Below are 26,189 nucleotides of genomic sequence, written 5' to 3'. Positions count from 1 at the left end.
CGGGTGGAATCGGGCCCGCCGCTCGTGGTGTTGTCAACGGCGGTCATCCCGTTCCGCTTGGAGTGCGCCCATGTCCTCGTCCGCCCCAGTCGACCCGCGCGTCGCTGCCGAATCGCAGGCCCCGGCCGCGACCGAACCGGCCGCGCAGGCCCTGCCGCGCCCGCAGTGGGTTCCGCTCACCGTCGGGATCGTCGCGGGCGCCGCGCTCATCGCGGGCGCCGGTGCGGTCGCCGGGGCGCAGGCCGCCGTGCTGGCCGTGCTCGGCCTCGCACTCGGCCTGACCCTGTTCCACTCCCGGTTCGGCTTCACCTCGGCGTGGCGGCAGCTCGTCTCGGTGGGCCAGACGTCCGGCATCCGGGCGCACCTGCTCATGCTGGGCGCCGCGACGGTGCTGTTCGCGCCCATCCTGGCGGGCGGGGTGACGTTCTTCGGCGGTCAGCCGGAGGGCTACGTCGAGCCGCTCGGGCTGAGCCTGGTGGTCGGCGCAGTGCTGTTCGGCATCGGGATGCAGCTCGGCGGCGCCTGCGCCTCGGGCACCCTGTTCGCCGTGGGCGGCGGCAACACCCTGCTGGTCATCACGCTGTTCTTCTTCATCTGCGGATCGGTGCTCGGCGCCCTGCACATGCCCTTCTGGAGCGCCGACGCGATCACGATGGGCTCGTTCTCGCTGGCCGAGGACACCGGGCTCGGCTACGCCGGTGCGGCGGTGCTGCAAGTCGGGGTGCTGGCGGTGATCGGCTTCATCGCCGTGCGCTGGGCCCGCCGCCACGACGCGCCCCAGGCGGGGCGTCCGCCGTCGGCGCGCGGGTTGTGGCGGATCGTGCGCGGTTCGTGGCCGCTGTGGGTCGGCGCGCTGCTGCTGGCCGCGCTCAACGCGGTGGTCCTGCTGACCCGGGGCACGCCGTGGGGCATCACCTCGGCTTTCGTGCTGTGGGGTTCCAAGGCGTTGCAGGCGCTCGGCGTCGACGTGGCGAGCTGGCCGTACTGGCAGGGCGAGAAGGCCGCGGCGCTGTCCCAGCCGGTGCTGGCCGACGCCACCTCGGTGCTGGACTTCGGGATCATCGCCGGCGCGCTGGTGGCCTCGGCCGCGTCCGGGGCGTTCGTGCTGGCCAAGAAGCTACCGCTGCGGGTCGTCGCGGCCGCGGCGATCGGCGGCCTGCTGATGGGCTATGGCGCCCGGCTGGCCTACGGCTGCAACATCGGCGCCTACTTCGGGGGCATCGCCTCGTTCTCCGCCCACGGGTGGGCGTGGGGCCTGCTGGCCCTGGTCGGCACCTGGATCGGGCTGAAGCTGCGCCCGCTATTCCGCCTGTCGGTGCCCAAGCCGACCGACTCGGTCTGCTGATCCGCCCACCCACTCGCCGATCCAGCGGGCGAGCTCGCCGGATCGGCGGGTCCAGGCGAAGTGGCCGAGGTCTCCGGGACCGGCCTGCTCCGAGGTGTAGTGCCGGTGCGTGCGCGGGGCTCGGGGCGCCTTGCCGACCAGGTGGTCGACCGACGTGGGCGGCGCCAACCAGTCGTCGGCGACGCTGACCGTCAGCAGCGGCAGCCGCAGCCGGGACAACGCGGCCTCGTAGTTGTAGGAGGAGCCGGCCAGCGCGTACCGGCCGGTCCGCGCGTTGCGGGCCCAGTCGCGCATCAGGTGCCCGGCCTGCCGCCCGCCGAACCCGAACCGGTGGCCGGGCCAGAAGCCGAGCACCGCGGAGACCCCGGCGACGAGCTGCGTGGCGGCCAGGACGCCCGCGCGGCGCGCTCGGGGGAAGCCGCGGAACCACACCGATCCGGCGGCGACCAGCACCACGCCCCGCACCCGGTGCGGGTAGCGGGCCGCGTGCAGCATGGCGACCTGGCCGCCGAGGCTGTGCCCGAGCAGGTAGCGGGGTGCGCGCGGGTAGAAGGACTCGACGAGCCCGAGCACGTCCCCGAGGTCGTCGACCAGGTGCTGGTAGCCGTAGCGCACCCGGCGCGCGGCCACCGGGGTGCTCTCCCCCTGCCCGCGCAGGTCGAAGGTGACCGCGGTGAGTCCCCGCTGGTGCAGTTGCCCGACGAAGGCCCGGTAGTACCGCGCGGGCACGCCCATCGCGGGCAGCACCACCACGACCGGCGCGCTGGCGTCCTCCTGGGCGAGGGCGCGGACCTTGAGCCGGTGCCCGCCTGCCGGGACCATGCCGAGCACGACGGGGGCGGGGGCGTCCACAGTGGTGTCGTCAGCCACGGCGCCAGATTAACGAAACTCTGTTGTTTCGGACAGGGGTGCGGGGGTCAGCGGAGTCGGCGCGGCCCGACGTCCCGTTCCCCCGGCGACGTCCCGATGCAGATCCGGGCCCCGGTCACCGCCACTCCCGCGGCCGAGGCGAGCACCGGCTGGAGCTGCAGGTCGCGCACCTCCGGCAGGTCCTCGGCGAGGACCGCCACCCGCAGCACCACGTCCTCCAGCGCGGCGAGGTCGGCCGGCTCGTCACCCCGGTACCCGGCCAGCAGCGGAGCCGCCTTGGGCGCCCGCACCAAGGCGTGCACGTCGACGTCGGTGAGCGGCACCGCGCGGTAGGCCTTGTCCCCGAGCAGCTCGCTGGCCACCCCGGCCAGGCCGAAGGACACCAGGGCGCCGAAGGACGGGTCCTCGACCAGGTCGATGACGCAGGAGGTGCCGCGGGCGGCCATCCGCTGCACGTAGACCCCGTCGCACCCGGCGAGCCGGGCGAGGTCGTGGTAGGCGGCGCGCACCGCCTCCGGCCCGCCGAGGTCCAGCCGCACCCCGGCGAGGTCGCTGCGGTGGCGCAGCTGATCGGTGCTGGCCTTGAGCACCACCGGATAGCCGAGCCCCTCGGCGGCGCGAACGGCCGCCCCGGCGTCGGCGACCATCCGGAACGGCTCGAGGTCGATGCCGTAGCAGGCCAGCAGCGCCACCGCCTGCTCATCACCGAGCCGCTCCACCCCGGCCGCCACCCACTCCTCGACCAGGGCCCGCGCCCGCTCGGCGTCGAGGCCCGGGGGTCGGGCGAAGTCGCCCTGCGGCGCGCTGCGCCACCGCGCGTACCGGGTGGCCCTGGCCAGCGCCAGGACCGCGCGTTCCGGGCTCGGGTAGGACGGCACCGACCCCTTGTCCGCAGCGGCGTCCGGGCCGGGGACGGCGAGCTCGTCGGGCACGCCCTCGGCACCGAGGAAGGTGGTCACGACCGGCTTGGAGCGGGCCGCGTCGGCCTCGTGCAGCGCCTCCCGCAGCGCCCGCGCGTACGCCGCGCCCGGCACCGCCACCGGCGGGGCGAACACGGTGACCAGGGCGTCCACGTCGTCGCGCAGCGCGGCGTCGCGGACGGCGGCGGCGAACTCGACGGGCCCCGCCGAAGCGCCCACGTCGACCGGGGTGCCCGCCAGCCGCAGGTCCTGCGCCTGCGCCACGTCGGCGGCGAGCATCCCCAGCGCCGAGGAGTTGCCGACGATGGCGACCCGGTTGCCCGCGGGCAGCGGCTGGTGCGCGAGCAGCAGCGCGGTGTCGAACATCTGCGCCACCGACTCGACGCGGATCACCCCGGACTGCTCGAACAACGCCTGCACGCTGGTCTCGTCGATCTGCACCGAGGTGGCGGCCAACCCCGCGCGCACCGCGTTGCGGCCGGACTTGACCACCACGATCGGCTTGGTGCGGGCCAACCGCCGGGCCAGCCGGGCGAACTTGCGCGGGTTGCCGAACGACTCCAGGTACAGCAGCACGACGTCGGTCGAGGGATCGGTCTGCCAGTACTGGAGCAGGTCGTTGCCGGAGACGTCGGCGCGGTTGCCCGCGGACACGAACGTCGACAGGCCGAGCCCGCGTTCGGTGGCGGTGGCCAGGATCGCGACGCCGAGCGCGCCGGACTGGCAGAAGAAGCCGGTGCGCCCCCGGCCCGGCAACCGGGGCGCCAGGCTGGCGTTGAGCCGGTGGTCGGGGTGGGTGTTGACCACGCCGAGCGCGTTGGGGCCGACCACCCGCATCCCGTGGACCCGCGCGGCGCGCACCATGTCGCGTTCCACCTCGCGTCCCTCCGGGCCCGCCTCGCTGAAGCCCGAGCTGACGATGACGAGGGCCTTCACGCCCTTGGCGAGGCAGGCGTCGAGCACCTCGACGACCCCGGCCGCGGGGATGGCGACCACGGCCAGGTCAACCTCGTCGGGGATGTCGAGCACCGAGGGGTAGGCGCGCACCCCGCGCACCGCCCGGTGCTCCGGGTTCACCGGGTAGACCGGCCCGGTGAAGTCCGCGGTGAGCAGGCTGGTGAGCACGGCGTGCCCGATCTTGGCGTGATCGGTGGAGGCACCGATGACCGCGACCGACCGGGGATGCAGCACGTTGTGCACGCTGCGGGCCTCCGCCGCCTGCTCCCGCGCCCGGGCGACCTCCAGGGACTTCTCCGTCGGGTCGATGTCGAACTCCAGGTGCACGACGCCTTCCTCCATCGCCCGGCTCACCTGGTAACCGGCGTCCCGGAAGACCCGCACCATGGTCGAGTTCTCCGCGAGCACCTCGGCGACGAAGCGGCGCAGTCCGCTCTCCCGCGCCGCTGCGGCGAGGTGTTCCAGCAGGATCGACCCCAGCCCGCGCCCCTGGTGCTCGTCCTGCACCACGAAGGCCACCTCGGCGGAGAGCTGCTCGCCGAGCCGGTCGTAGCGGCCGACCGCGACGATGTCCTCGCCGAGCATGGCGATGAGCGCGACCCGGTCACGGTAGTCCACGACGGTGAAGCGCTCGACGTCGCGCCGGGGCATCCGCGGGTACGGGCCGAAGTAGCGGAAATAGCGGGTCCGCATGCTCAGCCGACCGTGGAAGGCGATCACCTTCTCGGCGTCGTCCGGGGTGATCGGGCGCAGGTGCACGGTGCCGCCGTCGGAGAGCACCACGTCGGCTTCCCACCGGCGCGGGTACTCCGCCGGGGTCCCGTCCGGCGGCGGACCGGCACCCGGCGCGCCTTCCGCCCCCGGCGACCGGTCGGCGTTTCCTCCGGCGCCCTCAGTCACGGCTGTCCACCGGGTCCAGCCCGTGCAGCGGGAACACCGCGTGCCGGGTGTCGCGGATCGCCGTGTCGACCGGGGAATCGGTGACGCCGGCCCATGGCCGGAACTCCGGGTTCCCGCCGTCGGTCATCGACGTCGGCAGCGCGATATCGGGCGCGACCGAGACGGCGTGCGCTATCCAGTCGTCCGGCACGGTGGTGTTCGGCGCGACGTCCCGGTCCAGCAAGGTCGCCAGCAGATGCGTCCACGCCCGCGGGACCACGCGGAACAGCGAGTACCCGCCCCCGCCGAGCGCGAGCCACTTGCCGCCCGCGTAGCGCTCCGCCCACTCCCGCATCGCCTGGTAGCTGGCGCGCTGCCCGTCCACCGTCAGCCCGAGGTCGGCCAACGGGTCCTCGCGGTGCGCGTCAGCGCCGCTCTGGGTGACCAGCACCTGCGGGCGGAAGGCGTCGAGCAGCGACGGGACCACGGCGTGGTAGGCGCGCAGCCACTCCGCGTCTCCCGTACCCGGCGGCAGCGCGATGTTCACCGCCGACCCGTCCGCCGCGTCCCCGCCGACCTCGGTCGGGAACCCGGTCCCCGGCCACAGCGTGAGCGGGTGCTGGTGCAGCGACACGGTCAACACCCTCGGGTCGGCGTAGAACGCCGCCTGGACGCCGTCGCCGTGGTGCACGTCGACGTCCAGGTAGGCAATCCGTTCGACGCCCTGCTCCAGCAACCACGCGATGGCCACCGCGCAGTCGTTGTAGACGCAGAAGCCCGCGGCGTGCCCGGCCATCGCGTGGTGCAGCCCGCCGGAGAGGTTCACCGCCCGATCCGCCCGGCCCGTCACGATCTGCTCCGCGGCCGTGATCGAGCCGCCCGCGACGCGCGCCGACGCTTCGTGCATCCGGTCGAAGATCGGGTTGTCGCCGGTGCCCAGACCGTGCCCGACGTCCCAGCCGGTGTGCGGGGCTTCGCGCACCGCCGCCAGGTAGTCCGCGGTGTGCACGCGCTCGAGCTCGGGATCGGTGGCGAGCCGCGGCTCGATCACCTCGATGCCGTCCAGCACGCCCAGCGACCGCGCCAGGCGCATCGTCAGGTCGAGCCGGACCGGGTGCAGCGGATGATGACCACCGAGGTCGTAGTCGAGGAGTGCCTCATCCCACACCACGGCGCACGGAGTACCCATACCCGGACGCTACCTCTCCGGTGGTGTCCGACACAGCCTCCGGAATCGGCTCACCCCCGTTCCCGACCGGTGGCGGCCGGACGAGCCGGGTCGGCCGCCCAGTGCGACCAGGACCCCGCGTACAGGGGCGCGGGCCGGTCCGCGCTCGTCACCCCGGCGTGTTCGAGGGCGAGCACCACCGAGGAGGCCGTGATGCCCGAGCCGCAGTAGGCGCCCACCGGCTCGCCGGGTCGCACCCCGAGGTCGGCGAACCGCGCCGCGAGGTCCGCAGGCGAGCGCCAGCGACCGCGCTCGTCCACGTGCTCGGCGAACGGGGCGTTGACCGCGCCGGGGACATGCCCCGGACGCGGGTCCACCGGCTCGACCTCGCCCCGGTAGCGCTCCGGGGCCCTGGCGTCGAGCAGGCTGCCCTCCCGGGCGAGCTCGGCGGCGGCATCGGCGTCGAGCACCGGCATCGAGCCGGGGCGCACCCGGAGGTCACCGGGCGCGGGACTCGGAACGGCCGCCTCGGTGGGCAGGCCCGCGTCGAGCCAGGCCGCGTAGCCGCCGTCGAGGACGGCGACTTCGCGGTGGCCCGCCCAGCGCAGCAGCCACCACGCCCGGGCCGCCGCGGATCCGTTGTCCGCGTCGTAGACCACGACCGGCCGGTCCTGGTCCACCCCGGCGCGCCGGAGCACCGCCTCCAACGCCTCCGGATCGGGCAACGGGTGCCTGCCTGCCGGGCCGGGCGGCGCCGCCAGTTCGGTGTCCAGATCGACGAACACGGCACCAGGCAGGTGACCGCGTTCGTAATCCTGCCTCCCGGGTGGGCCGAGCAGGCTCCACCGGACGTCCAGCACGGTCGGGCGAGGCTCCCGACCGAGTCGGTCCATGAGATCATTGGTCCTGATCAACGGTTGCATGACGACCTTTCGTAGCCCGGACGGGGTCCGTCTGAGAACCGGCTAGTCAACTCCCCGACCACTGACCGCTGTCGCCCGGTGGGACTAGCATCGTGGTTGGGACTTGAATGGGGAGCCGACGTGAACGATCTCATCGATACCACCGAGATGTACCTCCGCACGATTTACGACCTGGAGGAAGAAGGCGTAGTTCCGCTGCGGGCACGGATCGCCGAGCGCTTGGAGCAGAGCGGCCCGACGGTGAGCCAGACCGTCGCGCGGATGGAACGTGACGGACTCCTCACCGTCGCCGAAGATCGCCACTTGGAGCTCACCAAGGCCGGGCGCGCCCGGGCCATCAGCGTGATGCGCAAGCACCGCCTCGCCGAACGCCTGCTCGTGGACGTGATCGGCCTGGAGTGGGAACACGTGCACAACGAGGCCTGCCGCTGGGAACACGTGATGAGCGAGGCGGTCGAGCGCAAGCTCGTCAAGCTGCTGGGCAGTCCCACCACCTCCCCGTACGGCAACCCGATCCCCGGTCTCGACGAACTCGGCGTCGACTTCACCGACATCACCGCCGAGACCGATCTCCAGCGCGTCGACGAGATCGCCCGGGCCGGCGGTGGCCGGGTCAAGGTGTGCCGCATCGCCGAGCACGTCCAGCTCGACCCCGATCTGATGACCGAGCTCAGGGAAGTCGGCGTCGTCCCCGGCAGCGAGGTCGAGGTCATGCCCGTGGTCGGACCGAACAAGCCGATCCAGCTCCGCGGTGACAACGGCGGCGCCACCGAGCTGTCGGTCGGCATCGCCCACGCGGTGATGGTGCGCGCGAAGTGACCGCCGCCGAACGCGCCGCGGAACTGTTCACCGCGGAACACGGGCACGAGCCCGACGCGGTGTGGTCGGCCCCGGGTCGGCTCAACCTGATCGGCGAGCACACCGATTACAACGACGGTTTCGTGCTCCCCTGCGCGCTCCCGCACCGCACCGCCGTCGCCGTGCGGGCGCGGGCGGACGACGTGCTGGGCATGGCCACGTTCGGCGACGATGGTCGACTGCACCGCGCGGCCGACGTCCGGCTCGCCGAGCTGCGCCCGGGCCAGCCGTCCGGTTGGGCGGCTTACCCGGCCGGCGTCGCGTGGGCGCTGCGCGAGGCCGGCTTCGCCCTCCCGGGCGCCGATCTGGTCCTCGTCGGCGAGGTGCCGACCGGTGCGGGCTTGTCCTCCTCGCACGCGTTGGAGTGCGCGGTGGCGCTGGCCCTGCTCCAGCTGGCCGGCCGGGCTCCCGGCGACCCGGGTGCGCCGAGCCGCACCGAAATCGCCCGCTTCGTGCAGCGCGCGGAGAACGACTTCGTCGGTGCCTACACCGGATTGCTCGACCAGACCGCTTCGCTTCGCTGCACCGAGGCGCACGTGCTGTTCTACGACGTGCGCTCCGGGGACTCCGAGCAGATCCCGTTCGACCCGCTCAGCGCCGGGCTCGAACTGCTGGTGATCGACACCCGCACCAAGCACTCGCACGCCGAATCCGGTTACGGCGACCGGCGACGGGGCTGTGAGCGGGCCGCGGAGCTGCTCGAGGTCGCGGCCCTGCGCGACGTCGCCGAGGCGGACCTGGGCGCGGTGCTGCCCCGGCTGCCCGAGGAGCTGCGCCCGCTGGTCCGCCACGTGGTGACGGAGGACGAGCGGGTGCTGCGCACCGTCGCGCTGCTGCGCGACGGGCACTACGCCGAGGTCGGCCCGCTGCTCACCGCCTCGCACACGAGCCTGCGCGACGACTACCGGGTTTCCAGCGCGGAACTCGACCTCGCGGTGGACGGTGCCCTGGCCGCCGGCGCCCTCGGTGCCCGGATGATCGGCGGCGGCTTCGGCGGGTCGGCGATCGCGCTGGTTCCGACCGTGTCCCGCGAGGTCATCGAGGACGCCGTCGTCGCGGGCTTCGAGCGCCGAGGGCTGGCGAGCCCCCGTCTGTTCGCAGCGATACCCTCCGCCGGGGCGGGCCGTGATCGCTGAGCGGTGCGCGACGTCCCGCTCCCGCCGCACGGCGGTCCCCCTGATCTCGCACGGAAGGCAGTACGCAGGTGAAGCTCCTCGTCACGGGTGGCGCAGGCTACGTGGGCAGCGTCAACGCGGCCCGCTTGGTGGAGGCCGGTCACGAGGTCGTCGTCGTCGACGACCTCTCCACCGGGCACGCCGACGCGGTCCCCGACGGTTGCTCGTTCGTCCGGGGCGACATCGCCGAGGTGGCCGGTGAGGTCCTGGCCAGCTCGTTCGACGGGGTGCTGCACTTCGCCGCCAAGTCGTTGGTCGGCGAATCGATGGAGGACCCGGGCAAGTACTGGCGGGGCAACGTGGTCACCTCGCTGCGCCTGCTGGACGCGATGCGGGAGCACGGCACGCCTCGGCTGGTGTTCTCCTCGACCGCCGCGACCTACGGCGAACCGGAATCGACGTCGATCCGGGAGGATGCCCCGGCACGGCCGACGAACACCTACGGCGCGACCAAGCTGGCCATCGACCACGCGATCACGTCCTACGCGACCGCGCACGGCATCGCCGCGACCAGCCTGCGGTACTTCAACGTCGCGGGTGCGCACGGTGCGTTCGGCGAGCGGCACGCGGTGGAGACCCACCTGATCCCGATCGTGCTCCAGGTCGCCTTGGGGCAACGCGACCAGGTGCAGATCTTCGGTGACGACTGGCCGACCGAGGACGGCACCTGCGTCCGGGACTACATCCACGTGACCGACCTCGCCGACGCGCACCTGCTGGCGCTGGAGCACGCGGTCGCCGGGGAGCACCGGATCTACAACCTCGGCAACGGCACCGGGTTCTCCGTCAAGCAGGTGATCGACACCTGCCGCCGGGTCACGGGCCACCCGGTGCCCGCGGCCGTCGCGCCACGCCGCGCCGGGGACCCCGCTTCGCTGGTCGCCTCCAGCGAGCGGGCCCGGCACGAGCTCGGCTGGCGGCCGCAGCGCGCCGAGCTGGACACCATCGTGCGGGATGCCTGGGAGTTCGCCCGGCAGCGCCACACCGGCTGAGCCGCGCCGCACGGCGCGGGCGATGAGCACGGCGATCACCACGCATCCTCCTCGTCCATCATGATCCGGGCGTCCTCGGCCGCATCGCGGGCGACGACCGCCAGATCGGCGGGTGTGATCCCCGCGTCCATCGCGTGCCGCAGCAGCGTTCCGAGCCGGTGATCGGGCCGGACCTGCTCGATCCGTTCCAGGGCGACGCTGGCCAACCCGCCTTCACCGCGCATGTACGCGGCGAACGCCAGCAGTGCGGCGGCGTCGGCGACCTCGGGTTCCGGTGCCTTGCGGACCAGTTCCAGCCAGAGCTGCTCCGCGGCTCCGGCCTGCTCGCTCAGCACGGTGCCGAGCATGGTGTCGCGGACCCTGGTGTCCGACAGCGCGAGCAGCACCCGGACCACGTCCTCCTCGGTCAGCGCGGCACCGGTCGCGGTGCGCTGGATCGCCCCGAAGACGGTGTTCACGTCCCGGTGCAGGATTTCGGACCCGGTTGCCTCGTCCTCGCGCTCTTCGGTGAGCGCGTCGAGCCTGGCGGCACGGCGTTGCACCGCGTCCGGATCTTCGGTCGCGACCAGCGAGCACAGCTCCTCCCGGCTCCCGAAGGTCACCGCTCCGGCCGTGGCCATCGCGGTGCCGACGGGCGAGATCAGCGGGTCGTCGACTTCTCCGGTCTCGCCGTCGAGGTAGCCGTGGTACGCGGCACCGGCGCGGATCTCCGGTGCCCACAACGCTTGCAAGACCGTGATGCCCCGGGCGCGGAACCGCCGCACGAGGTGGTCGACGAGCACCGCGTTCGGTGGTGAACCCGGCTCGTCGGGTGGACAGCACGTCTCCCCGCACGGGTCGCGTTCGGGCGGGTGCCCGACCACGACCAGGAACACCGCGCTGGTCCGCTGGGTGCGCAGCGGGCCGCGCAGCAGCATCTCGGCGACCGCGCCGCGCCCGCCCGGGCACGGCAGGTCCACGCGCACGGTCACGCCGAAGGACGGTGCGCCCCCGGGGTCGTCCACGGTGATGACGATCAGCGAATCGGCCGGCGCGAAGCCGACCAGGTGCGGAACGGCGGCGAGCAGTTCCGCGTCGGAGGTGACGGGAATGGGTGTGTTGATCCGAGCAGCCATGACACGACGATGCGCGCTCCGCGATGGCCAGCGGTAGGCCCATTTCCAAATCTGTGGACGAAGACGGTCCCCTGTGGATGGCCACTTCGGAGGACAGCATCATCTCCACTGTGGAGTGTCACCGGATACGGTATTGTCATCACCACAACAGGTGCACACTCAACGCAACTCACCCATCAGGGTAGTCGGCCGAGCACCGGCAGCGCGAGGCTGCTCCGACGCAACTCCAACGCCAGCTCCGTTCCCGGCGGCGGCCGCAGGGTGAAGTCGTGATCGCTGGAGAGCACCGCGAAACCGATCCGGTGGCCCGCGCCGAAGACGTGGTCGTCCGGTTGCAGCGCGACATCCACGGAATACCGCTTGCCCGGCACGACGGGGGACGTGCGGTCGAGGGCATGCCGGTTCTGCGGATCGGTCCACCCCCGAGTCACGATCTCCACCGTGCCGTCCGGCGCGTGGTCCACCAGCAGCGCGGTGACGTTCGCGGCGGGCGCGCCGAAGCGCAGGGCGAGCTCGGCGCGCGCGGTTCCGCTCAACCGCACCGGCGCGTCCAGGGGCTCGGTCGTGTAGGAGAGCCGGTGCGGTGAGCTCGCGGCGGTGACGAGGTCCTCGGCACGCATCGCGGCGTCGTCACGCAGCACCTCGACGACCGGGCGGCCGCCCCGCTCCGCGGTCAGCCCGCCTCGCCGGTCACCACCCGCGGTGGGCCGCAGCACCACCTCGCGGGCCCCTGGTGCGGGCCACTCCGGCTCCTCCACCCAGCTCCCGTCCGCGCGCTGGATCGTCGCGCGGGGTTCCTGCTCGACGCCGTTGCGCACGCCGTGCAGGTACCGGGTGAACCAGCGGTTCAGCGTGCGCAGCCATTCCCGCTCGCGCAGCGAGATCGGATCGACGTGCCCGCCTTGGTGCCACCAGATCCGGTGCGGCACGTCGTGCTCGCGCAGCGCGGCGTACCACTGGGCGGCCTGCCGCGTCTTGACGTTCCAGTCGTTGAGCCCGTGCACCGCCAGCACCGCGGCACGCACCTCGTCGGCGTCGTCGAGGTAGTTGCGCTCGTCCCAGAACTCGTTGTAGTCCCCGGTGATCCGGTCCTGCGCCGCGGTCAGCCCGTCGATCACCGGACGGCACGGCTCCCGGTCCTCGCGGGTGTGCACGTACTTGGCCAGCACGTCGGCGTCCTCGCCCTGGTACCCACCGGGTGCCACGACCGCCCCGTCGGAGCGGTAGTAGTCGTACCAGTTGGAGATCGCCGCGATGGGGACGATCGCCTCCAGCCCCTCCACCCCGGTGGTCGCCACCGCGTTGGGCAGCGTTCCGTTGTAGGAGACGCCCATCATGCCGACCCGTCCGGTCGCCCAGTCGGCCTCGACCGGACGTCCGTCGCGGTTGCGGGCGGAGGCCCGGCCGTTGAGCCAGTCGACCACGGACTTGGCCCCGATCGTCTCGTTCTCCCCTCCCGCGGTGGGGCACCCGGTCGACTCCCCGGTGCCCAGCGATTCGGCGTAGACGACGGCGTAGCCCCGGGCCAGCAGGTAGTCCTCGTAGCGCCAGTCGATCTCCACCGCCCGCCGCGAGGACGACGCGACCCGCGGGCCGGGACGCGACGGCACGTGCAGTTCGGTGTCGACGTCGTGGTGGGGCACCTCGTTGGTGTCGGCGAAGTACGGGCTCATCCGGTAGACCACCGGAACGCGCAGTCCGCGCTCGGTCCCGGCCGGTCGCACCACTTGCACGTGCACCTCGTCCGGCCGCCCGTCGCGGTCGGAGTCGGTCGGTGCGGCGACGAACAGCTCCTCGCGCGCCGCGCGGGCCGGATCGAAGACCGGCTGGGCTTCCCCGTCCTCGAACACCGGCCCGCCCGGAGGCGCGGCGGCCGCGGGTACCGCGGACAGCGGAAGGGCGCACAGCAACGCCAGCAGAACACCTCGGACACGACGCATGCGGCCTCCCTCGGTCTCCGACATCAGCACCCTTCTCACCTGCGGCGGAGAAGTCAACGACCACCGTGGCGGGTTTGCGCCAAGACCACGCGGCCGGATGCTGAGTACAGTCGGCCGCAGCCGTCGGAGGAGAGCGCATGTCCGTACCGCCCAGCCTGCTGACCTCGACCGGACTCATCGGCGGCTTCGCCGTCGCACGAGCCGCTCGGCACCGCCGCTGGAGCGGCGCGGTCGCCGCCGCGGGCGGCCTGGGCGCAGCCGAGCTCTGCCGCAGGCGCAGCGGACTCGGGCCCGCACTCCTGCTGGGCACGACCTACGGCGCGGCGCTGGCCGGATCGCACCCGCTGGCCAGGAAGATCGGTGCCTGGCCCGCGGTGCTCACCGCGACCGCGACCACCGCTGCCGTGGCCGGGTTGCTGTCCCGGCGGAACCGCCCGACGAGGTAGCGCGGTGCTGCGGCACGGACGCGATCCCCGCCGGGACCACGCCGCGCACGGTCGAGCCGCGCAGGCGCTCGGCGGACGACCTCGCCGACCGAGCCACCGCCGGGGCCGTGGCGCCGTGGGCTCGCGGTGCGCCACCACTGGGCCCGCTGCGGACGAACGCACAGCACCGGACGTGCGCCGCGGCGTCGAGGACCAGACCGGCCACCGCCCCGGTGCCCGCGAGGCTGCGGATGTGCCCGCGGCCGGGCCGCACCACCACGCAAGCACCGCCGAGGTCCGGCGCTACGTCGCCGACCGGCTCGAACGCGAGCAGCCGGTCTTCCGCCGCGCCGTGGCGCGCGGCGAACTGGCCGCCGACGTCGACCCCGCGCTCCTGGGCGACCTGCTCGCCGGAGCCGCCTGGCTGCGCGTCGTCTTCCGGCACGTCCCGGCAGGCGACGACTTCGTCGTCCGAGCCGTGGACACCGTGCTCGCGGGGGCGGCGAACCGTGGTTGAGCCGAGGTGGGCACGCGCGCTGGCGCACGTGGCGGCCGCCGCACGGGGCGAACCGGTACCGCCGGACGCGCGCGTGACGGTGAACTTCCACCCGGACCGGTCGGCGGGCGGGCGCCCCTTGCTCGCGCGGCTGGCCGAAGACGGCCTGTACCGCTCGCAGTTCGAGACCGGCACCAGCAACGGCGGGCTCACCGCGCATCCCGGCGGCGACCGGTGGCGTTGGGAGAGCCGCATCTTCGGCGGTGCCTACGACGACGGCCCGCCGGCAGCGCGGCCGCGTTACGGAGCGCTGAACTTCCGCGCGGCCCCGGCCGGGGCCGCGCCCCGGTTCGGCTCAGCGCACCTCCGGCTCACCGCGGACGTGCTGGAGCGCTCCACCTTCTGCTATCCCGACAGCGTGACCGAACCCGTCCACTTCGGAGTCGCCGCCCGGATGCCGCTGATCGCGCTGGCGGAGGCCGCCGCGGGCGAGGTGGACGCGCTCGACGACTACGTCGAAGCGCACGTCCACGGACCGGTGCGGATCGACCGGGACGTCGAGGCGCTGGTGCTCGACCCGTGCTTCCGCGGGACCGAGGTCGCCGACCTGGCCGCGGCGCTGCCCTGCCCGCTCGAATGGCACCGCGGTTTCCGGCTCACCACCGGCGAACTGCGCCGCCACCCCGACTACCGCGGACCGGGCATCGTCGCGCTCGGCGAGCGGCTCGCCGTCGACGGGCACCTGGACGCCCGCATCGTCGGAGCGGCGGCGCTCACCGGTGAGCACCACCCGCAGGAGCTCAAGTACCTGTGGCACGCCATCGCCCGGTTCGGTTGATCGCCGCCCCGGTCGCCGCGGCGACGTGGTGACGCAGGCGTCCGTCCAGCGCGGCCGGTCCGGATCGGCGGCGAGACCCGCCGCCGATCGCGGGCGGTCACGACGGCCAGCGGTACCCGAGCTGCGCGGCCCACTCCTGCGAGCCGCCGCACACCTCGCCGATCTCGCGGGGATCCGACGCCAGGAGCAGGCCGGCGATCCGCTCGGTCTGGGCCGCCGGCTCGGCTTCGAAAACGCGCAGCACGAGCCTGAACTGCAACCAGGGACAGCCGCGCTCCCACCGACGCGGATGCCGGAAGTACAGGGTGATCCGGTCGCGCTCCCACGGATAGGCGCGCACCGAAGGAGAGCGGCCTTCCCACCGTTCGAGCCATTGGACCTGCCGGTGGAGGTCCTGCTCCAACAGCCGCGCCACGGTGGCCGCCGACCATTCCCAGCTGCGATCCGACCAGGCCCGGTCGAGCTCCGACTGGTACTGCTGCGCATCGAACCGGAACTCGGGCAGGCTGTTCTCGCGGATGGCGGGAGAGTCCCATCCGGACCAGACGACGTGCTCGCCATCGCGCCGGATCGTCACGTACAGCGCACCGCAGCACTGCTCGGTGCACTCGGCCTCGGCGAGCCGCACCTCGTGCGGTTCCGCCGCGGCCATCAGCGGGCCATCCGGCCGCAAGAGCTCATCGGGACCCGCGGCCCGCTCCTCGGGGCAGTCCACGGCCACGACGTCCACGCCATCGACCATCGGCCGGACCTGGACGACCGCACCCGCAGCCGACGGGTCGGGGACGACGATTCGCAGGGCGAAGTGGCTGATCTCCTCGGTCACCGAAGCAGTGTGCTGCCCGGGACACCGCCGACGCCACGCGGCGGCGGGACGGACGCGGAAGGCACCCCCGAACCGGTGGACTTCGCCCCGCACCGCGCTGAGGGCGACACGCGCAGAGGGTGGCCCGGCGTGACACCGGACCACCCTCTGCCCTGCCTACGTCCTGCTGCTCGCGGTTGACCGGCGTGGCATCACACGCCGACCGGCGTCAGCTGCAGCCGGAAGTGGAGCCGCAGCCCTCGCACAGGTAGCACGAGCCGGACGGGCGCATCTTCGTCCCGCAGGTCATGCACAGCGGAGCGTCGGCGGCCTTGCCCAGCCGCAGCTCCAGCAGCTCGGTCGAGCTGCCCGCCTGCCGCTCGTCCGACGCCGGTTCGGCCTGCGGGTAGTCCACCGTGGACCGCATGGTGTCCATGTCGTCGTCCGCGGGCGCCGGCTCGATGCCGGAGACCTGCGCCTCGCGTTCGGCGGCGGTGAACACGCCGAGCTGAGCGCGCTTCTCGTAGGGCAGGTAGTCCAGCGCCAGCCTGCGGAACAGGTAGTCCAGCACGCTGCTGGCCATCCGGATGTCCGGGTCGTCGGTCATCCCGGCCGGCTCGAACCGCAGGTTCTGGAACTTGGCGACGTAGAACTCCAGCGGAATCCCGTACTGCAGGCCCACCGAGATCGACATCGAGAAGGCGTCCATCACGCCGGCCAGCGTCGAACCCTGCTTGCCCAGCTTCACGAAGATCTCGCCGAGCCCCGCGTCCGGGTACGACCCCGCGTGCAGGTAGCCCTCGGCACCGCCGACCGTGAACGACACCGTCTGGCTCGGGCGCTTCTTGGGCAGGCGCTTGCGGACCGGGCGGTACTCGATCTGCGTCTCGACCTTCTTCTCCGCCTCGCCCTGCTCGCCCTTGCCCGCCGACAGCGGCTGGCCGACCTTGCAGTTGTCCCGGTAGATCGCCAGGGCCTTGAGGCCGAGCTTCCAGCCCTCGAAGTAGAGCTGCTCGACGTCCTCGATGCTGGCGTGCTCCGGCATGTTGACGGTCTTGGAGATCGCACCGGAGATGAACGGCTGCACCGCGGCCATCATCCGGACGTGGCCCATCGCGGCGATGGAGCGCTCGCCCATCGCGCAGTCGAAGACCTCGTAGTGCTCCGGACGCAGACCCGGCGCGTCGACCACGTGGCCGTGCTCGGCGATGTACTCCACGATCGCCTCGATCTGCTCGTCCTGGTAGCCCAGCGACTGCAGCGCGCGCGGCACGGTCTGGTTCACGATCTGCATCGAACCGCCGCCGACGAGCTTCTTGAACTTCACCAGCGCGAGGTCCGGCTCGACCCCGGTGGTGTCGCAGTCCATCATCAGCCCGATGGTGCCGGTCGGCGCCAGCACCGACGCCTGCGCGTTGCGCCAGCCGTTGCGCGCCCCGACCTCCAGCGCCTCCTGCCACACCTTCGTCGCGAGGCGGTGCACGGCGACGTCGTTGCGGTGGTAGGTGCGGACCAGGTCGTTGGCCGCCGCGTGCTTGCGCATCACCCGCTGGTGCGCCTCGGCGTTGCGGGCGTAGCCCTCGAAGGGCCCGACCACGCCCGCCATCTCCGCGGACCGCTTGTAGGCGGTACCGGTCATCAGCGAGGTGATCGACGCCGCAAGCGCCCGCCCGCCGTCGGAGTCGTACGCGTGCCCGGTCGCCATCAGCAGCGCGCCGAGGTTGGCGTAGCCGATGCCGAGCTGGCGGAACTTGCGCGTGGTGTCACCGATCGACTCGGTCGGGAAGTCCGCGAAGCAGATCGAGATGTCCATCGCGGTGATGACGAACTCGACGGCCTTCTCGAAGGTCTCGGCGTCGAAGGTGAGGTCCTCGCGGAGGAACTTCATCAGGTTCAGCGAGGCCAGGTTGCAGCTCGAGTTGTCGAGGTGCATGTACTCCGAGCACGGGTTCGAGGCGGTGATCCGGCCGGTCTCCGGCGCGGTGTGCCAGTCGTTGATCGTGTCGTCGTACTGGATGCCGGGGTCGGCGCACTCCCACGCCGCCTGCGCGAGCCGGCGGAACAGGTGGCGGGCCTGGACGGACTCGATGACCTCGCCGTCGGTGCGCGCGCGGAGGCCGAACCCGCCGTCGCTCTCCACGGCCCGCATGAACTCGTCGGAGACGCGCACCGAGTTGTTGGCGTTCTGGTACTGGACCGAGGAGGAGTCGGCACCACCGAGGTCCATGTCGAAACCGGAGTCCCGCAGCGCGCGGATCTTGTGCTCCTCGCGCGCCTTGGTGGAGATGAACTCCTCGATGTCCGGGTGGTCGACGTCGAGCACGACCATCTTGGCCGCGCGGCGGGTGGCGCCGCCGGACTTGATCGTCCCCGCCGAGGCGTCCGCCCCGCGCATGAAGGACACCGGGCCCGACGCCGTGCCGCCCGAGGACAGCAGCTCCTTCGAGGAGCGGATGCGGGAGAGGTTCAGCCCCGCGCCCGAACCGCCCTTGAAGATCAGGCCCTCTTCCTTGTACCAGTCGAGGATCGACTCCATCGTGTCGTCGACGGAGAGGATGAAGCAGGCGGAGACCTGCTGCCGGGACGCGGTGCCGACGTTGAACCAGACCGGGGAGTTGAAGCTGAACACCTGGTGCAGCAGCATCCAGGTCAGCTCGTGCTCGAAGACCTCCGCGTCGGTCTCGGTGGCGAAGTAGTCGTGCTCCACCCCGGCGGCGACGTAGGTCTTCACGACCCGGTCGATGAGCTGCTTGAGGCTGCTCTCCCGCTCCTCGGTGCCCACCGCACCGCGGAAGTACTTGCTCGTCACGATGTTGACCGCGTTCAGCGACCAGGACTCGGGGAACTCGACGCCGCGCTGCTCGAAGTTGACCGAGCCGTCCCGCCAGTTGGTCATCACCACGTCGCGGCGCTCCCAGCGCACCTCCTCGTAGGGGTGCACGCCCTCGGTGGTGTAGACACGCTCCACCCGGATGCCCTTGCGGGCACCTGCTTCCGGCTCCCCCGCTGCGCCGGCCGGGCTACCGACGGTCTCTGTCATGACCTGACCCTCTTCTCTGTTGCTCACTCGTGTGCTGCCCCCGTCCGGGCTCCCCGTCCGGTTCGGTCGTGCCTCTCCGCCCGGCGGCGTCCCACCCCGGGACCTCCGCCTGCGTTGCGCTCCGGTCGACTGGTGCGACGACCGACGTCGCGATCTACCCACTGCTGCGCTCCAGGTCCTGGGCCTCCTCCGGTCGCGTCGCCGCGTCGGAACCGGTGAGCCGCTCGGCACCGGTCGCGCCGCAGGCCTCGCGCAGGTCGGCGATCTCCCGCTCGAAGTCCTCCACCGAGGAGAACGCCCGGTACACGCTGGCGAACCGCAGGTAGGCGACCTGGTCGAGGTCGCGCAGCGGCCCGAGGATCGCCAGCCCGACCTCGTGGCTGGGCAGCTCGGTCACCCCCAGCGCGCGCACGCTCTCCTCGACGCGGTGCGCGAGCTGCTGCAGCGCGTCCTCCTCGACCGGGCGCCCCTGGCAGGCGCGCCGCACGCCCCGGACCACCTTCTCGCGGCTGAACGCCTCGGTGACGCCGGAACGCTTGACCACCGAGAGCACCAACTGCTCGATGGTCGTGAACCGGCGACCGCAGGCCGAGCACGACCGCCTGCGCCGGATCGCCTGGCCTTCCTCGACCTCGCGCGAGTCGACGACCCGGGAGTCCTCTCCCCGGCAGAACGGGCACCGCACCGGCACTCACCCCCTCCGGTTGCCGACTCCCAGCGCACCGCGGCGGAGCGCGCTCCGCGCAGGCGAGCTGGATGACCGGACACCTTACAAGCCCAACCTGTGCGGGAAGCACATGGGCGTAACTACTAGATGTTGTGGTCGACTCTAATCGTCACCCGAACGCCGCGCAAACCGACACACCGAGCGAGCACGTCCGTGCGACGCCGGTGAGCGAAACCGGCGCCGCGAGCACGAGCCGTGCCCGGGCGGTCACTCCCGGCGCGTCGGCACCACCAGCACCGAGCCCGCCGCGACCCGCTCGCCGTCGAGCCCGTTGAGGTCCGCGATCCGCTCCGCCAGGAGCACCGGGTCCGCCCCGGGCGCCACCCGGGCGGCCAGCGACCGGAGGTCCTCGCCGGGGCGGACCTCGACGACGTCGGTACCCCCGGGCGCCGCGGTCGATCCGACCGACACCCCGTCGGCGCCGGGAGCGATCGGACGGCCGAAGAGCCCCACCAGCATGACAATGGCGAACGTGACGACAGCGACCGAGGCCAACAAGAGCGCTTCGCCCTCACGGCGCGTGCCTGCGCGCCCGCGCCGCGTGGGCGGCACCGAGGTGCCGCGCGGCGCCCGGCCGCCGTGCCGCGCGTCCGCGGACCGCTCCGGTAAGCCCGCCGCGCCACGACCCGACCGGGCGAATCCCGCCCACCACCGGATCGAGCGCGCTCCCGCCCGCTCGCCGCACGCGCTCCCCCGCTCCACCCGGCACGGCGCCGAGCGGGCCCGACTCGGACCCCGGCCGCTGCGCCCCGAACGGCCCCGACCGTCGGCATCGGCGAACGTGGCCATGACACCTCCCGCACGACGTGGTGGAACGCGTCGCGACCCCGCGCGACGCGATCGAATGAGTGTTCGATCGAACCTCCGTGCGATTGTGTACCAGGAAACCGCCCCGACGCGAGACCTCGAGCCGGAAATTCGCTCGAACAGGTGTTTGATCTCCGGGTTCGGCCGGTCTACTGTGGAAACCGGGCACCGAGCGGGATCAGCCTCCCGCGCCCGCCAGGCGCGGACACCGCGGAACGCAACGAGGTTGTGACGGACAGGAGGCAGTGGTGGCAAGTAATGCGACCGGCTCCATCGAGGGCCGACTAGACGAGGTCCCGGACGTCCCGGAGCCGCAGGCCGACGTGCCCACCCTGCCCCAGCAGGCGAACGGGACCGACGGGCTCAGCGAGCGCCAGCTGAAGGTACTGGACGCGATCCGGACCTGGATGCGGGAGCACGGCTACCCGCCGAGCGTCCGGGAGATCGGCGACGCCGTCGGACTCACCTCCACGTCGTCGGTGGCCTACCAGCTCCGGGTGCTGGAGCGGAAGGGCTATCTGCGCCGCGATCCGCACCGGCCGCGCACGGTCGGCGTCCTCGTCGCAGGTGAAGGCGACGACGGCGAGCTCGCCGGGCAGACCAAGCCGGCCTACGTCCCGGTCGTCGGCCGGATCGCCGCCGGTGGACCGATCCTCGCGGAAGAGGCCATCGAAGACGTCTTCCCGCTGCCCAAGGAGATCGTCGGCGACGGGACCCTGTTCCTGCTCCGGGTCGTCGGTGATTCCATGACCGACCTCGCCATCACTGATGGCGACTGGGTCGCCGTGCGCCAGCAGCCCGACGCGGAGAACGGCGACGTGGTGGCCGCGATGATCGAGGGCGAAGCGACGGTGAAGACCTTCAAGCGCACCGACGAGCACGTCTGGCTGATGCCGCACAACTCGGCGTACGAACCGATCCTCGGTGACGACGCCAAGGTCCTGGGCAAGGTGGTGGCGGTGCTGCGGCGACTCTGAGCCTCGCGAGGGCGGCCCGAGCGCCGGGCTCAACCCGGGATCGCTGCGGCGGGCCCATGCAGACCCGGACGGATGCGCGACCAAGTCCGCGGACGCATGGGCTGGCCGACGCGATGCCCGAGCGGACCCCGGCGTGGGCACGGGGTGTGCAGACGTGTGGGGAGATGCCCTCGGCATCTACCCCGGCCCTGTCCCGCCGGTGTCAGATGTCCCGCCGGTGTCAGACGTCCCGCCGGTGTCATGCTCCGCCGGTGGTCCGAAGCGGGTCTCGGCCAGGCGGGACTGCCCGCCGGTCGCAGCGCCGCGGTGCTCGTCACCGCTCTGACGCCTTCGCCTTGGCGCCCGGCTGATGCCCGGGTCACTGACCGCGCCTGGTCGATTCCCGGCGCCGAGGTCCGAAGCGCCAATGCCCTGGGCGCTGACGCCCGGAGCGCTGATCCCGGCTGATGCCCTTGACGCTGACGCCTGGCGGGAGGAGCGGGATGAGCAGGGCATTGGCGGCGGTCGGGCGGTCCGCGCCGATCGGCTTCGCGGACCGTTCCCGCGCCACCGGTCAGCTTCGGCGGAGGCGCCCGATGACGAGCATCACCACCGTCGCGAGGATGCCCGCGGCGAGCAGCGCACCGCCGGCCGAGGTCTGCTGGCCGGAGTCGACGGCGGGTGCGGCTCCGTCGTCCTGCGGCGCGGCCGGGGGCGGCTCCGCTTCGGCGCGCTGGGCCAGCGCGGCCTGCTCCGCGCCCGGGACGGCACGCACGGGCTCGTTGCCTTCCGAAGCGGACAGCAGCGTGCCGTCCGGGCCGAACGCGATGGACTCGCCCTGCTCCTCGTTCGGCAGCGGGACGCGCAGCGGCTCCCCGGCCAGCGCCCGCACCACGTCGCCGTCCTCCGGTATCCGGTAGAGGTAGGCGTCGGTGTAGGTGCGCAGCGCCGCCACGGTGCCCGCCGCGTTCACCGCGCCACCGGTCACCGCCGTCGTGCCGAAGCCCTGGTCCCACGGCCCGCCCGGCGTGTCCGTCGAGGTGAGGCGCACCGAGCCGACCCGCTCCAGCGGCACCGTGCGGTCCTCGGCCAAGGGCGCCGCCGCGCGGTAGATCGCCGCGGACCCGAACGGCGCCTTGGTGACGACGTGCGGCACACCCCGCTCGTCGAACAGCAACGCCTCGGCATCGTGCGGACCGTCCGGGTAGCTCATCCGGTAGAGGTTCGCGCCGCCGCCGGGTGGCATTTCGTGCAGCGCGATGTCCTCCCGAGCCCGTCGGTTGTCCCCGGTGTCGGCCAGCCACAGGGTGCCGTCCGGGGACAGCGCCAGGTCTTCGACGTCGTAGGGGTTCGTCGACGCCGTCCGGACGTCGCGCACCGAACAATCCGCGGGATCGAGCACGAAGACCCGCAGCGAGCTGCCGCCGTCGCTCACCGCGTACCAGGAGTCGCCGTCCGAGGCGAAGCCGGACAGCTCCGCCAGTCCGGGCTCGGTGACGGTGCAGCGCTGCTCGGGCACCAGCGCCTCGGTGCTCGCCGGTGACGCCGCGGCCGGGCCGGACGTCACCGGCAGCAGCGCGAGGAGTGCCGCGCCGCCGAACCGGCTCCGCCTCATCCCACGCCGACGAACTGCTGCAGCACGCCCGCGAGGTCCGTCCGGACCTTGGCGCGCAGCCGCGTCCCCTCCGGGGTGTGCTCCTCTTCGACGATCTCGCCCTCGGTGTGCGCCCGGGCCACCAGATCGCCGCGCGTGTAGGGGATGAGCACGTCGACGAACACGTCCGGCCGGGGCAGCCGTTCGGCGACCTCCGCCCGCAACTCCTCGATGCCGTCGCCGGAATGCGCGGAGACGAAGTGCGCATCCGGCAGCAACCGGCGCAGTTCGGCGATGCGGGTCCCGTCCACCTGGTCGATCTTGTTCACCACGAGCAGCTCCGGCGGCATCGAATCCCGGTGCTCCTCGGCGATCTCGGCCACCACCTCGCGCACCGCCGTGACCTGCTCGTGCGGCGCGGCCTCGGCGCCGTCGACCACGTGGACCAGCAGGTCGGCCCCGGCGACTTCCTCGAGCGTCGACCGGAACGCCTCCACGAGCTGGTGCGGCAGGTGCCGCACGAACCCGACGGTGTCGGTGAACGTGAACGGCCTGCCGTCCGGCGTCACCGCCTTGCGGGTGGTGGGGTCGAGCGTGGCGAACAGCGCGTCCTCCACCAGCACCCCGGCGCCGGTCAGCGCGTTGAGCAGGCTCGACTTGCCCGCGTTGGTGTAACCGGCGATCGCCACGCTCGGCACCGCGTTGGTCTCGCGGCGACCGCGCTTGGTGTCGCGCACGGTGCGCATCGCGTGGAGCTCCTTGCGGAGCTTGCTGATGCGCTTGTGGATGCGCCTGCGGTCGGTCTCCAGCTTGGTCTCACCGGGACCGCGCGTTCCGACGCCGCCGTTGGCCCCGGCCCGACCGCCGGCCTGCCGGGACATGGCGTCACCCCAACCGCGCAGGCGCGGCAGCATGTACTGCAGCTGCGCCAGCTCGACCTGGGCCTTGCCCTCCTTGGACCGGGCGTGCTGGGCGAAGATGTCGAGGATCAGCGCGGTCCGGTCCACGACCTTGACCTTCAGCTTGTCCTCCAGCTGCCGGAGCTGGCCGGGGGAGAGCTCACCGTCGCAGATGACGGTGTCGGCCCCGGTGGCCACGACCGTGTCCCGCAGTTCGCGCACCTTGCCGGACCCGATGTAGGTGCCGGGGTCCGGGCGGTCGCGACGCTGGATGAGGCCTTCCAGCACCTCGGAGCCGGCGGTCTCGGCCAGCCTGGCCAGCTCCGCCAGCGACGCCTCGGCGTGGGCGGCGTCACCCTCGGTCCAGACGCCGACCAGCACGACGCGCTCCAACCGGAGCTGCCGGTACTCGACCTCGGTGATGTCGGCGAGCTCGGTGGACAGGCCGGAAACCCGTCGCAGCGAGGCGCGCTCGGCGAGGTCCATCTCGCCGGTGGAGGGCTCATCGCCGTCCACGGCGAGGATCGGTTCGAATTCGTCGGCTTCGACCACGTCCGGGTCGACGTCGGCGGACCACATCAAGGATTTCTTCATATCGGTTCCATTGTCCCACGCCGTGCGACCGATTTTCACCCTTCGCGCCCGGGGTGCCCGATCCGGCGTCAGAGGCCGTCCCACCAGCCCTGGTCGAGCCACCCGGTCGCCACCAGCACCGCGGGCCCGGTCAGCGTGCTGCCACCGCTGGTCACCTCGACCTCGACCGTCCCGCCGGGCACGTGCACCACGCGCGTCCCGGTGGTCCGCCCGGCGGCGCGCAGCGCGGCGACGGTGGCGGCGACCGTGCCGGTCCCGCAGGAGCGGGTCTCGCCCACGCCGCGCTCGTGCACCCGCATCCGCACCTGCCCGTCGTCGAGCGGCCGGACGAACTCCACGTTCACCCCGCCGGGGAACAGCTCCTGGTCGTGCGGCGGTGCCGCGGTGAGGTCGAGGGCGTCCAGGTCGACGCCGGTCACGCAGGCCAGGTGGGGATTCCCCAGGTCGACGGCGACGCCGGTGAACTCGGTTCCGCCGACGGTGGTGGTCGATTCCCCGAAAACCTCGGCCGCGCCCATCCCGACCGACACCCCGCCGTCGGGGTGCGTCCGGACCGGCCGGAGCCCCGCCCGGGTGCCCACCGGGATCTCCCCCGGCTCGGCCAGACCCGACTCGACCAGGTAGCGCGCGAACACGCGCACCCCGTTGCCGCACATCTCGGCGACCGAACCGTCGGCGTTGCGGTAGTCCATGAACCACACGTCCGGGTCGACGTCGGCCGGTGCGCTCGCGGGGTCGCCGAGCTCGCCCGCCCGCACCACCCGGAGCACCCCGTCGGCGCCGATCCCGCGCTGCCGGTCGCAGAGCGCGCGCACCCGCGCGGCGGACAGGTCGAGCCCGCCGTCCGGATCGGGCAGGATCACGAAGTCGTTCTGGGTGCCGTGGCCCTTGCTGAACTCGACACCGCGCTGGGAAGGCCGCACGCCTCCAGTCTACGGAGCGGCGGCCGCCCGAACGGCCGGCACCAGCTCGGGGTCGGAGGCGTCGAACCAGCGGATCCGGTCGTCCCGGCGGAACCAGGCCCGCTGCTTGCGGACGAAGCGCCGGGTGGCCCGCGCGGTCTCGGCCGCCGCGGCGGCCATGTCACCTGCGCCGTCCAGCTCGGCGAGGACCTGCTGGTAGCCGAGGGCCCGGGACGCGGTGCGCCCGGTGCGCAGCCCGACCTGCTCCAGCGCCCGCACCTCGTCGAGCAGGCCCGCGTCGAACATCCGGGTCACGCGTTCGTCGACCCGCGCGTCGAGCTCGGCGACCGGGCGGTCCAAGCCGATCAGCACCGCGTCGTAGCGCGGTGGGCCCGGCGCGGGCAGGTGCGCGGAGAAGGGGCGCCCGGTGATCTCGACGACCTCCAGGGCACGCACGATCCGCCGCCCGTTGCTCGGCAGGATCGCCTCGGCCGCGACCGGATCGACCTCGCGCAACCGGCGGTGCAGCGCGGCCGCGCCCACCGCGGACAGCTCGTCCTCCAAGCGGCCCCGCACCTGCGGGTCGGTGCCGGGGAACGACAGCTCGTCGACGACCGACTGCACGTAGAGCCCGGAACCGCCGACCAGCACCGGCATCCGCCCGCGCCGTCGCACGTCCTCCACCGCCGCGCGGGCGTGGCGCTGGTAGGCGGCCACGGAAGCGGGCTCGGTGACGTCCAGGACGTCGAGCTGGTGGTGGGCGACCCCGCGCCGCTGCTGCGGGGTGAGCTTCGCGGTGCCGATGTCCATCCCCCGGTAGAGCTGCATGGCGTCGGCGTTGATCACCTCGCCCTCGCCTCCGGCGGCCAGCTCCACGGCGAGATCGGACTTGCCGGTGGCGGTCGGGCCGACGACGGCGACGAGGCGGGGCGGGGACGTCCTGGACACGTCCGCGACCCTACGA

General features: G+C 72.9%; 22 protein-coding genes. 8 read left to right on the top strand and 14 right to left on the bottom strand.

Annotated features, from left to right (window positions below; genetic code table 11):
- Window positions 1-70 precede the first annotated feature (70 nt).
- Window positions 71-1,345, top strand: a complete 1,275-nt coding sequence (locus tag ACQP0T_RS08455; RefSeq protein WP_433872061.1) for a YeeE/YedE family protein — start codon at window positions 71-73, stop codon at window positions 1,343-1,345.
- On the opposite strand, the gene ACQP0T_RS08450 is transcribed toward ACQP0T_RS08455, so the two are convergent.
- From ACQP0T_RS08450 to ACQP0T_RS08435, 4 genes are all read right to left on the bottom strand, one after another.
- On the bottom strand, window positions 1,301-2,215 hold the full coding sequence (locus tag ACQP0T_RS08450) for an alpha/beta hydrolase family protein (protein WP_433872060.1): 915 nt from the start codon (window positions 2,213-2,215) through the stop codon (window positions 1,301-1,303). The genes ACQP0T_RS08455 and ACQP0T_RS08450 overlap by 45 nt on opposite strands.
- Before the next feature lie 47 nt (window positions 2,216-2,262).
- Window positions 2,263-4,875: a GNAT family N-acetyltransferase gene (locus ACQP0T_RS08445; protein WP_433873631.1), complete on the bottom strand. Its 2,613-nt coding sequence runs from the start codon at window positions 4,873-4,875 to the stop codon at window positions 2,263-2,265.
- Between the two features lie 109 nt (window positions 4,876-4,984).
- A complete protein-coding gene (locus ACQP0T_RS08440; RefSeq protein ID WP_433872059.1) occupies window positions 4,985-6,160 on the bottom strand; it encodes an acetoin utilization protein AcuC in 1,176 nt (391 codons plus the stop codon).
- A gap of 50 nt (window positions 6,161-6,210) precedes the next feature.
- Window positions 6,211-7,062, bottom strand: coding sequence for a sulfurtransferase (locus ACQP0T_RS08435; protein WP_433872058.1), 852 nt, complete (start codon window positions 7,060-7,062; stop codon window positions 6,211-6,213).
- A 120-nt stretch (window positions 7,063-7,182) separates the two neighbouring features.
- On the opposite strand from ACQP0T_RS08435, the gene ACQP0T_RS08430 reads away from it, so the two are divergent.
- From ACQP0T_RS08430 to galE, 3 genes are all read left to right on the top strand, one after another.
- A complete protein-coding gene (locus ACQP0T_RS08430) occupies window positions 7,183-7,881 on the top strand; it encodes a metal-dependent transcriptional regulator (protein ID WP_345365300.1) in 699 nt (232 codons plus the stop codon).
- Window positions 7,878-9,056, top strand: coding sequence for a galactokinase (galK, locus tag ACQP0T_RS08425; protein WP_433872057.1), 1,179 nt, complete (start codon window positions 7,878-7,880; stop codon window positions 9,054-9,056). Before ACQP0T_RS08430 ends, galK begins: the two co-directional genes overlap by 4 nt.
- A gap of 68 nt (window positions 9,057-9,124) precedes the next feature.
- Window positions 9,125-10,087, top strand: coding sequence for a UDP-glucose 4-epimerase GalE (galE, locus tag ACQP0T_RS08420; RefSeq protein WP_433872056.1), 963 nt, complete (start codon window positions 9,125-9,127; stop codon window positions 10,085-10,087).
- 35 nt (window positions 10,088-10,122) lie between these two features.
- On the opposite strand, the gene ACQP0T_RS08415 is transcribed toward galE, so the two are convergent.
- Together ACQP0T_RS08415 and ACQP0T_RS08410 are read right to left on the bottom strand one after the other, a co-directional pair.
- Complete coding sequence (locus tag ACQP0T_RS08415) at window positions 10,123-11,202, bottom strand: DUF4192 domain-containing protein (protein WP_433872055.1); 1,080 nt, start codon at window positions 11,200-11,202, stop codon at window positions 10,123-10,125.
- Between the two features lie 176 nt (window positions 11,203-11,378).
- Window positions 11,379-13,142 (bottom strand): Xaa-Pro dipeptidyl-peptidase, encoded by a 1,764-nt coding sequence (locus ACQP0T_RS08410; protein ID WP_433872054.1) that lies wholly within the window; start codon window positions 13,140-13,142, stop codon window positions 11,379-11,381.
- A 137-nt stretch (window positions 13,143-13,279) separates the two neighbouring features.
- On the opposite strand from ACQP0T_RS08410, the gene ACQP0T_RS08405 reads away from it, so the two are divergent.
- The 3 genes from ACQP0T_RS08405 (at window position 13,280) to ACQP0T_RS08395 (ending at window position 14,901) form a co-directional block, all read left to right on the top strand.
- The gene (locus ACQP0T_RS08405) at window positions 13,280-13,588 is read left to right on the top strand and encodes a hypothetical protein (RefSeq protein ID WP_433872053.1); all 309 of its coding nucleotides are present in this window, start codon (window positions 13,280-13,282) and stop codon (window positions 13,586-13,588) included.
- Between the two features lie 172 nt (window positions 13,589-13,760).
- Window positions 13,761-14,084, top strand: a complete 324-nt coding sequence (locus ACQP0T_RS08400) for a TetR-like C-terminal domain-containing protein (RefSeq protein ID WP_433872052.1) — start codon at window positions 13,761-13,763, stop codon at window positions 14,082-14,084.
- Between the two features lie 73 nt (window positions 14,085-14,157).
- The gene (locus tag ACQP0T_RS08395; protein WP_433872051.1) at window positions 14,158-14,901 is read left to right on the top strand and encodes a DUF3626 domain-containing protein; all 744 of its coding nucleotides are present in this window, start codon (window positions 14,158-14,160) and stop codon (window positions 14,899-14,901) included.
- 97 nt (window positions 14,902-14,998) lie between these two features.
- Here ACQP0T_RS08395 and ACQP0T_RS08390 read toward each other — a convergent pair whose 3' ends face one another.
- From ACQP0T_RS08390 to ACQP0T_RS08375, 4 genes are all read right to left on the bottom strand, one after another.
- Complete coding sequence (locus ACQP0T_RS08390; RefSeq protein WP_433872050.1) at window positions 14,999-15,727, bottom strand: hypothetical protein; 729 nt, start codon at window positions 15,725-15,727, stop codon at window positions 14,999-15,001.
- A gap of 208 nt (window positions 15,728-15,935) precedes the next feature.
- Window positions 15,936-18,746, bottom strand: coding sequence for a vitamin B12-dependent ribonucleotide reductase (locus ACQP0T_RS08385; protein ID WP_433872049.1), 2,811 nt, complete (start codon window positions 18,744-18,746; stop codon window positions 15,936-15,938).
- A 154-nt stretch (window positions 18,747-18,900) separates the two neighbouring features.
- Window positions 18,901-19,431 (bottom strand): transcriptional regulator NrdR, encoded by a 531-nt coding sequence (nrdR, locus tag ACQP0T_RS08380; protein WP_433872048.1) that lies wholly within the window; start codon window positions 19,429-19,431, stop codon window positions 18,901-18,903.
- 249 nt (window positions 19,432-19,680) lie between these two features.
- A complete protein-coding gene (locus tag ACQP0T_RS08375) occupies window positions 19,681-19,932 on the bottom strand; it encodes a LysM peptidoglycan-binding domain-containing protein (RefSeq protein ID WP_433872047.1) in 252 nt (83 codons plus the stop codon).
- A 596-nt stretch (window positions 19,933-20,528) separates the two neighbouring features.
- Here ACQP0T_RS08375 and lexA point away from each other — a divergent pair.
- Window positions 20,529-21,257 carry a transcriptional repressor LexA gene (gene lexA / locus ACQP0T_RS08370; RefSeq protein WP_433872046.1) on the top strand — a complete coding sequence of 243 codons (729 nt, stop codon included), beginning with the start codon at window positions 20,529-20,531 and terminating at the stop codon, window positions 21,255-21,257.
- A 553-nt stretch (window positions 21,258-21,810) separates the two neighbouring features.
- Here the strand turns inward: lexA and ACQP0T_RS08365 are convergent.
- The 4 genes from ACQP0T_RS08365 to miaA form a co-directional block, all read right to left on the bottom strand.
- Window positions 21,811-22,851 (bottom strand): hypothetical protein, encoded by a 1,041-nt coding sequence (locus tag ACQP0T_RS08365; protein ID WP_433872045.1) that lies wholly within the window; start codon window positions 22,849-22,851, stop codon window positions 21,811-21,813.
- Entirely contained in the window at window positions 22,848-24,323 is a 1,476-nt protein-coding gene (gene hflX / locus ACQP0T_RS08360; protein ID WP_433872044.1) for a GTPase HflX, read from the bottom strand. The genes ACQP0T_RS08365 and hflX overlap by 4 nt, the downstream gene beginning before the upstream one ends.
- 68 nt (window positions 24,324-24,391) lie before the next feature.
- On the bottom strand, window positions 24,392-25,246 hold the full coding sequence (gene dapF / locus ACQP0T_RS08355) for a diaminopimelate epimerase (protein WP_433872043.1): 855 nt from the start codon (window positions 25,244-25,246) through the stop codon (window positions 24,392-24,394).
- Window positions 25,247-25,255: 9 nt separating this feature from the next.
- A complete protein-coding gene (gene miaA, locus ACQP0T_RS08350) occupies window positions 25,256-26,173 on the bottom strand; it encodes a tRNA (adenosine(37)-N6)-dimethylallyltransferase MiaA (RefSeq protein ID WP_433872042.1) in 918 nt (305 codons plus the stop codon).
- Between the last annotated feature and the right edge of the window lie 16 nt (window positions 26,174-26,189).

The sequence above is a fragment of the Saccharopolyspora sp. CA-218241 genome (assembly GCF_050954615.1).
Taxonomy (GTDB): domain Bacteria; phylum Actinomycetota; class Actinomycetes; order Mycobacteriales; family Pseudonocardiaceae; genus Saccharopolyspora; species Saccharopolyspora cebuensis.
This window is presented reverse-complemented; position numbering and strand designations above follow the sequence as displayed.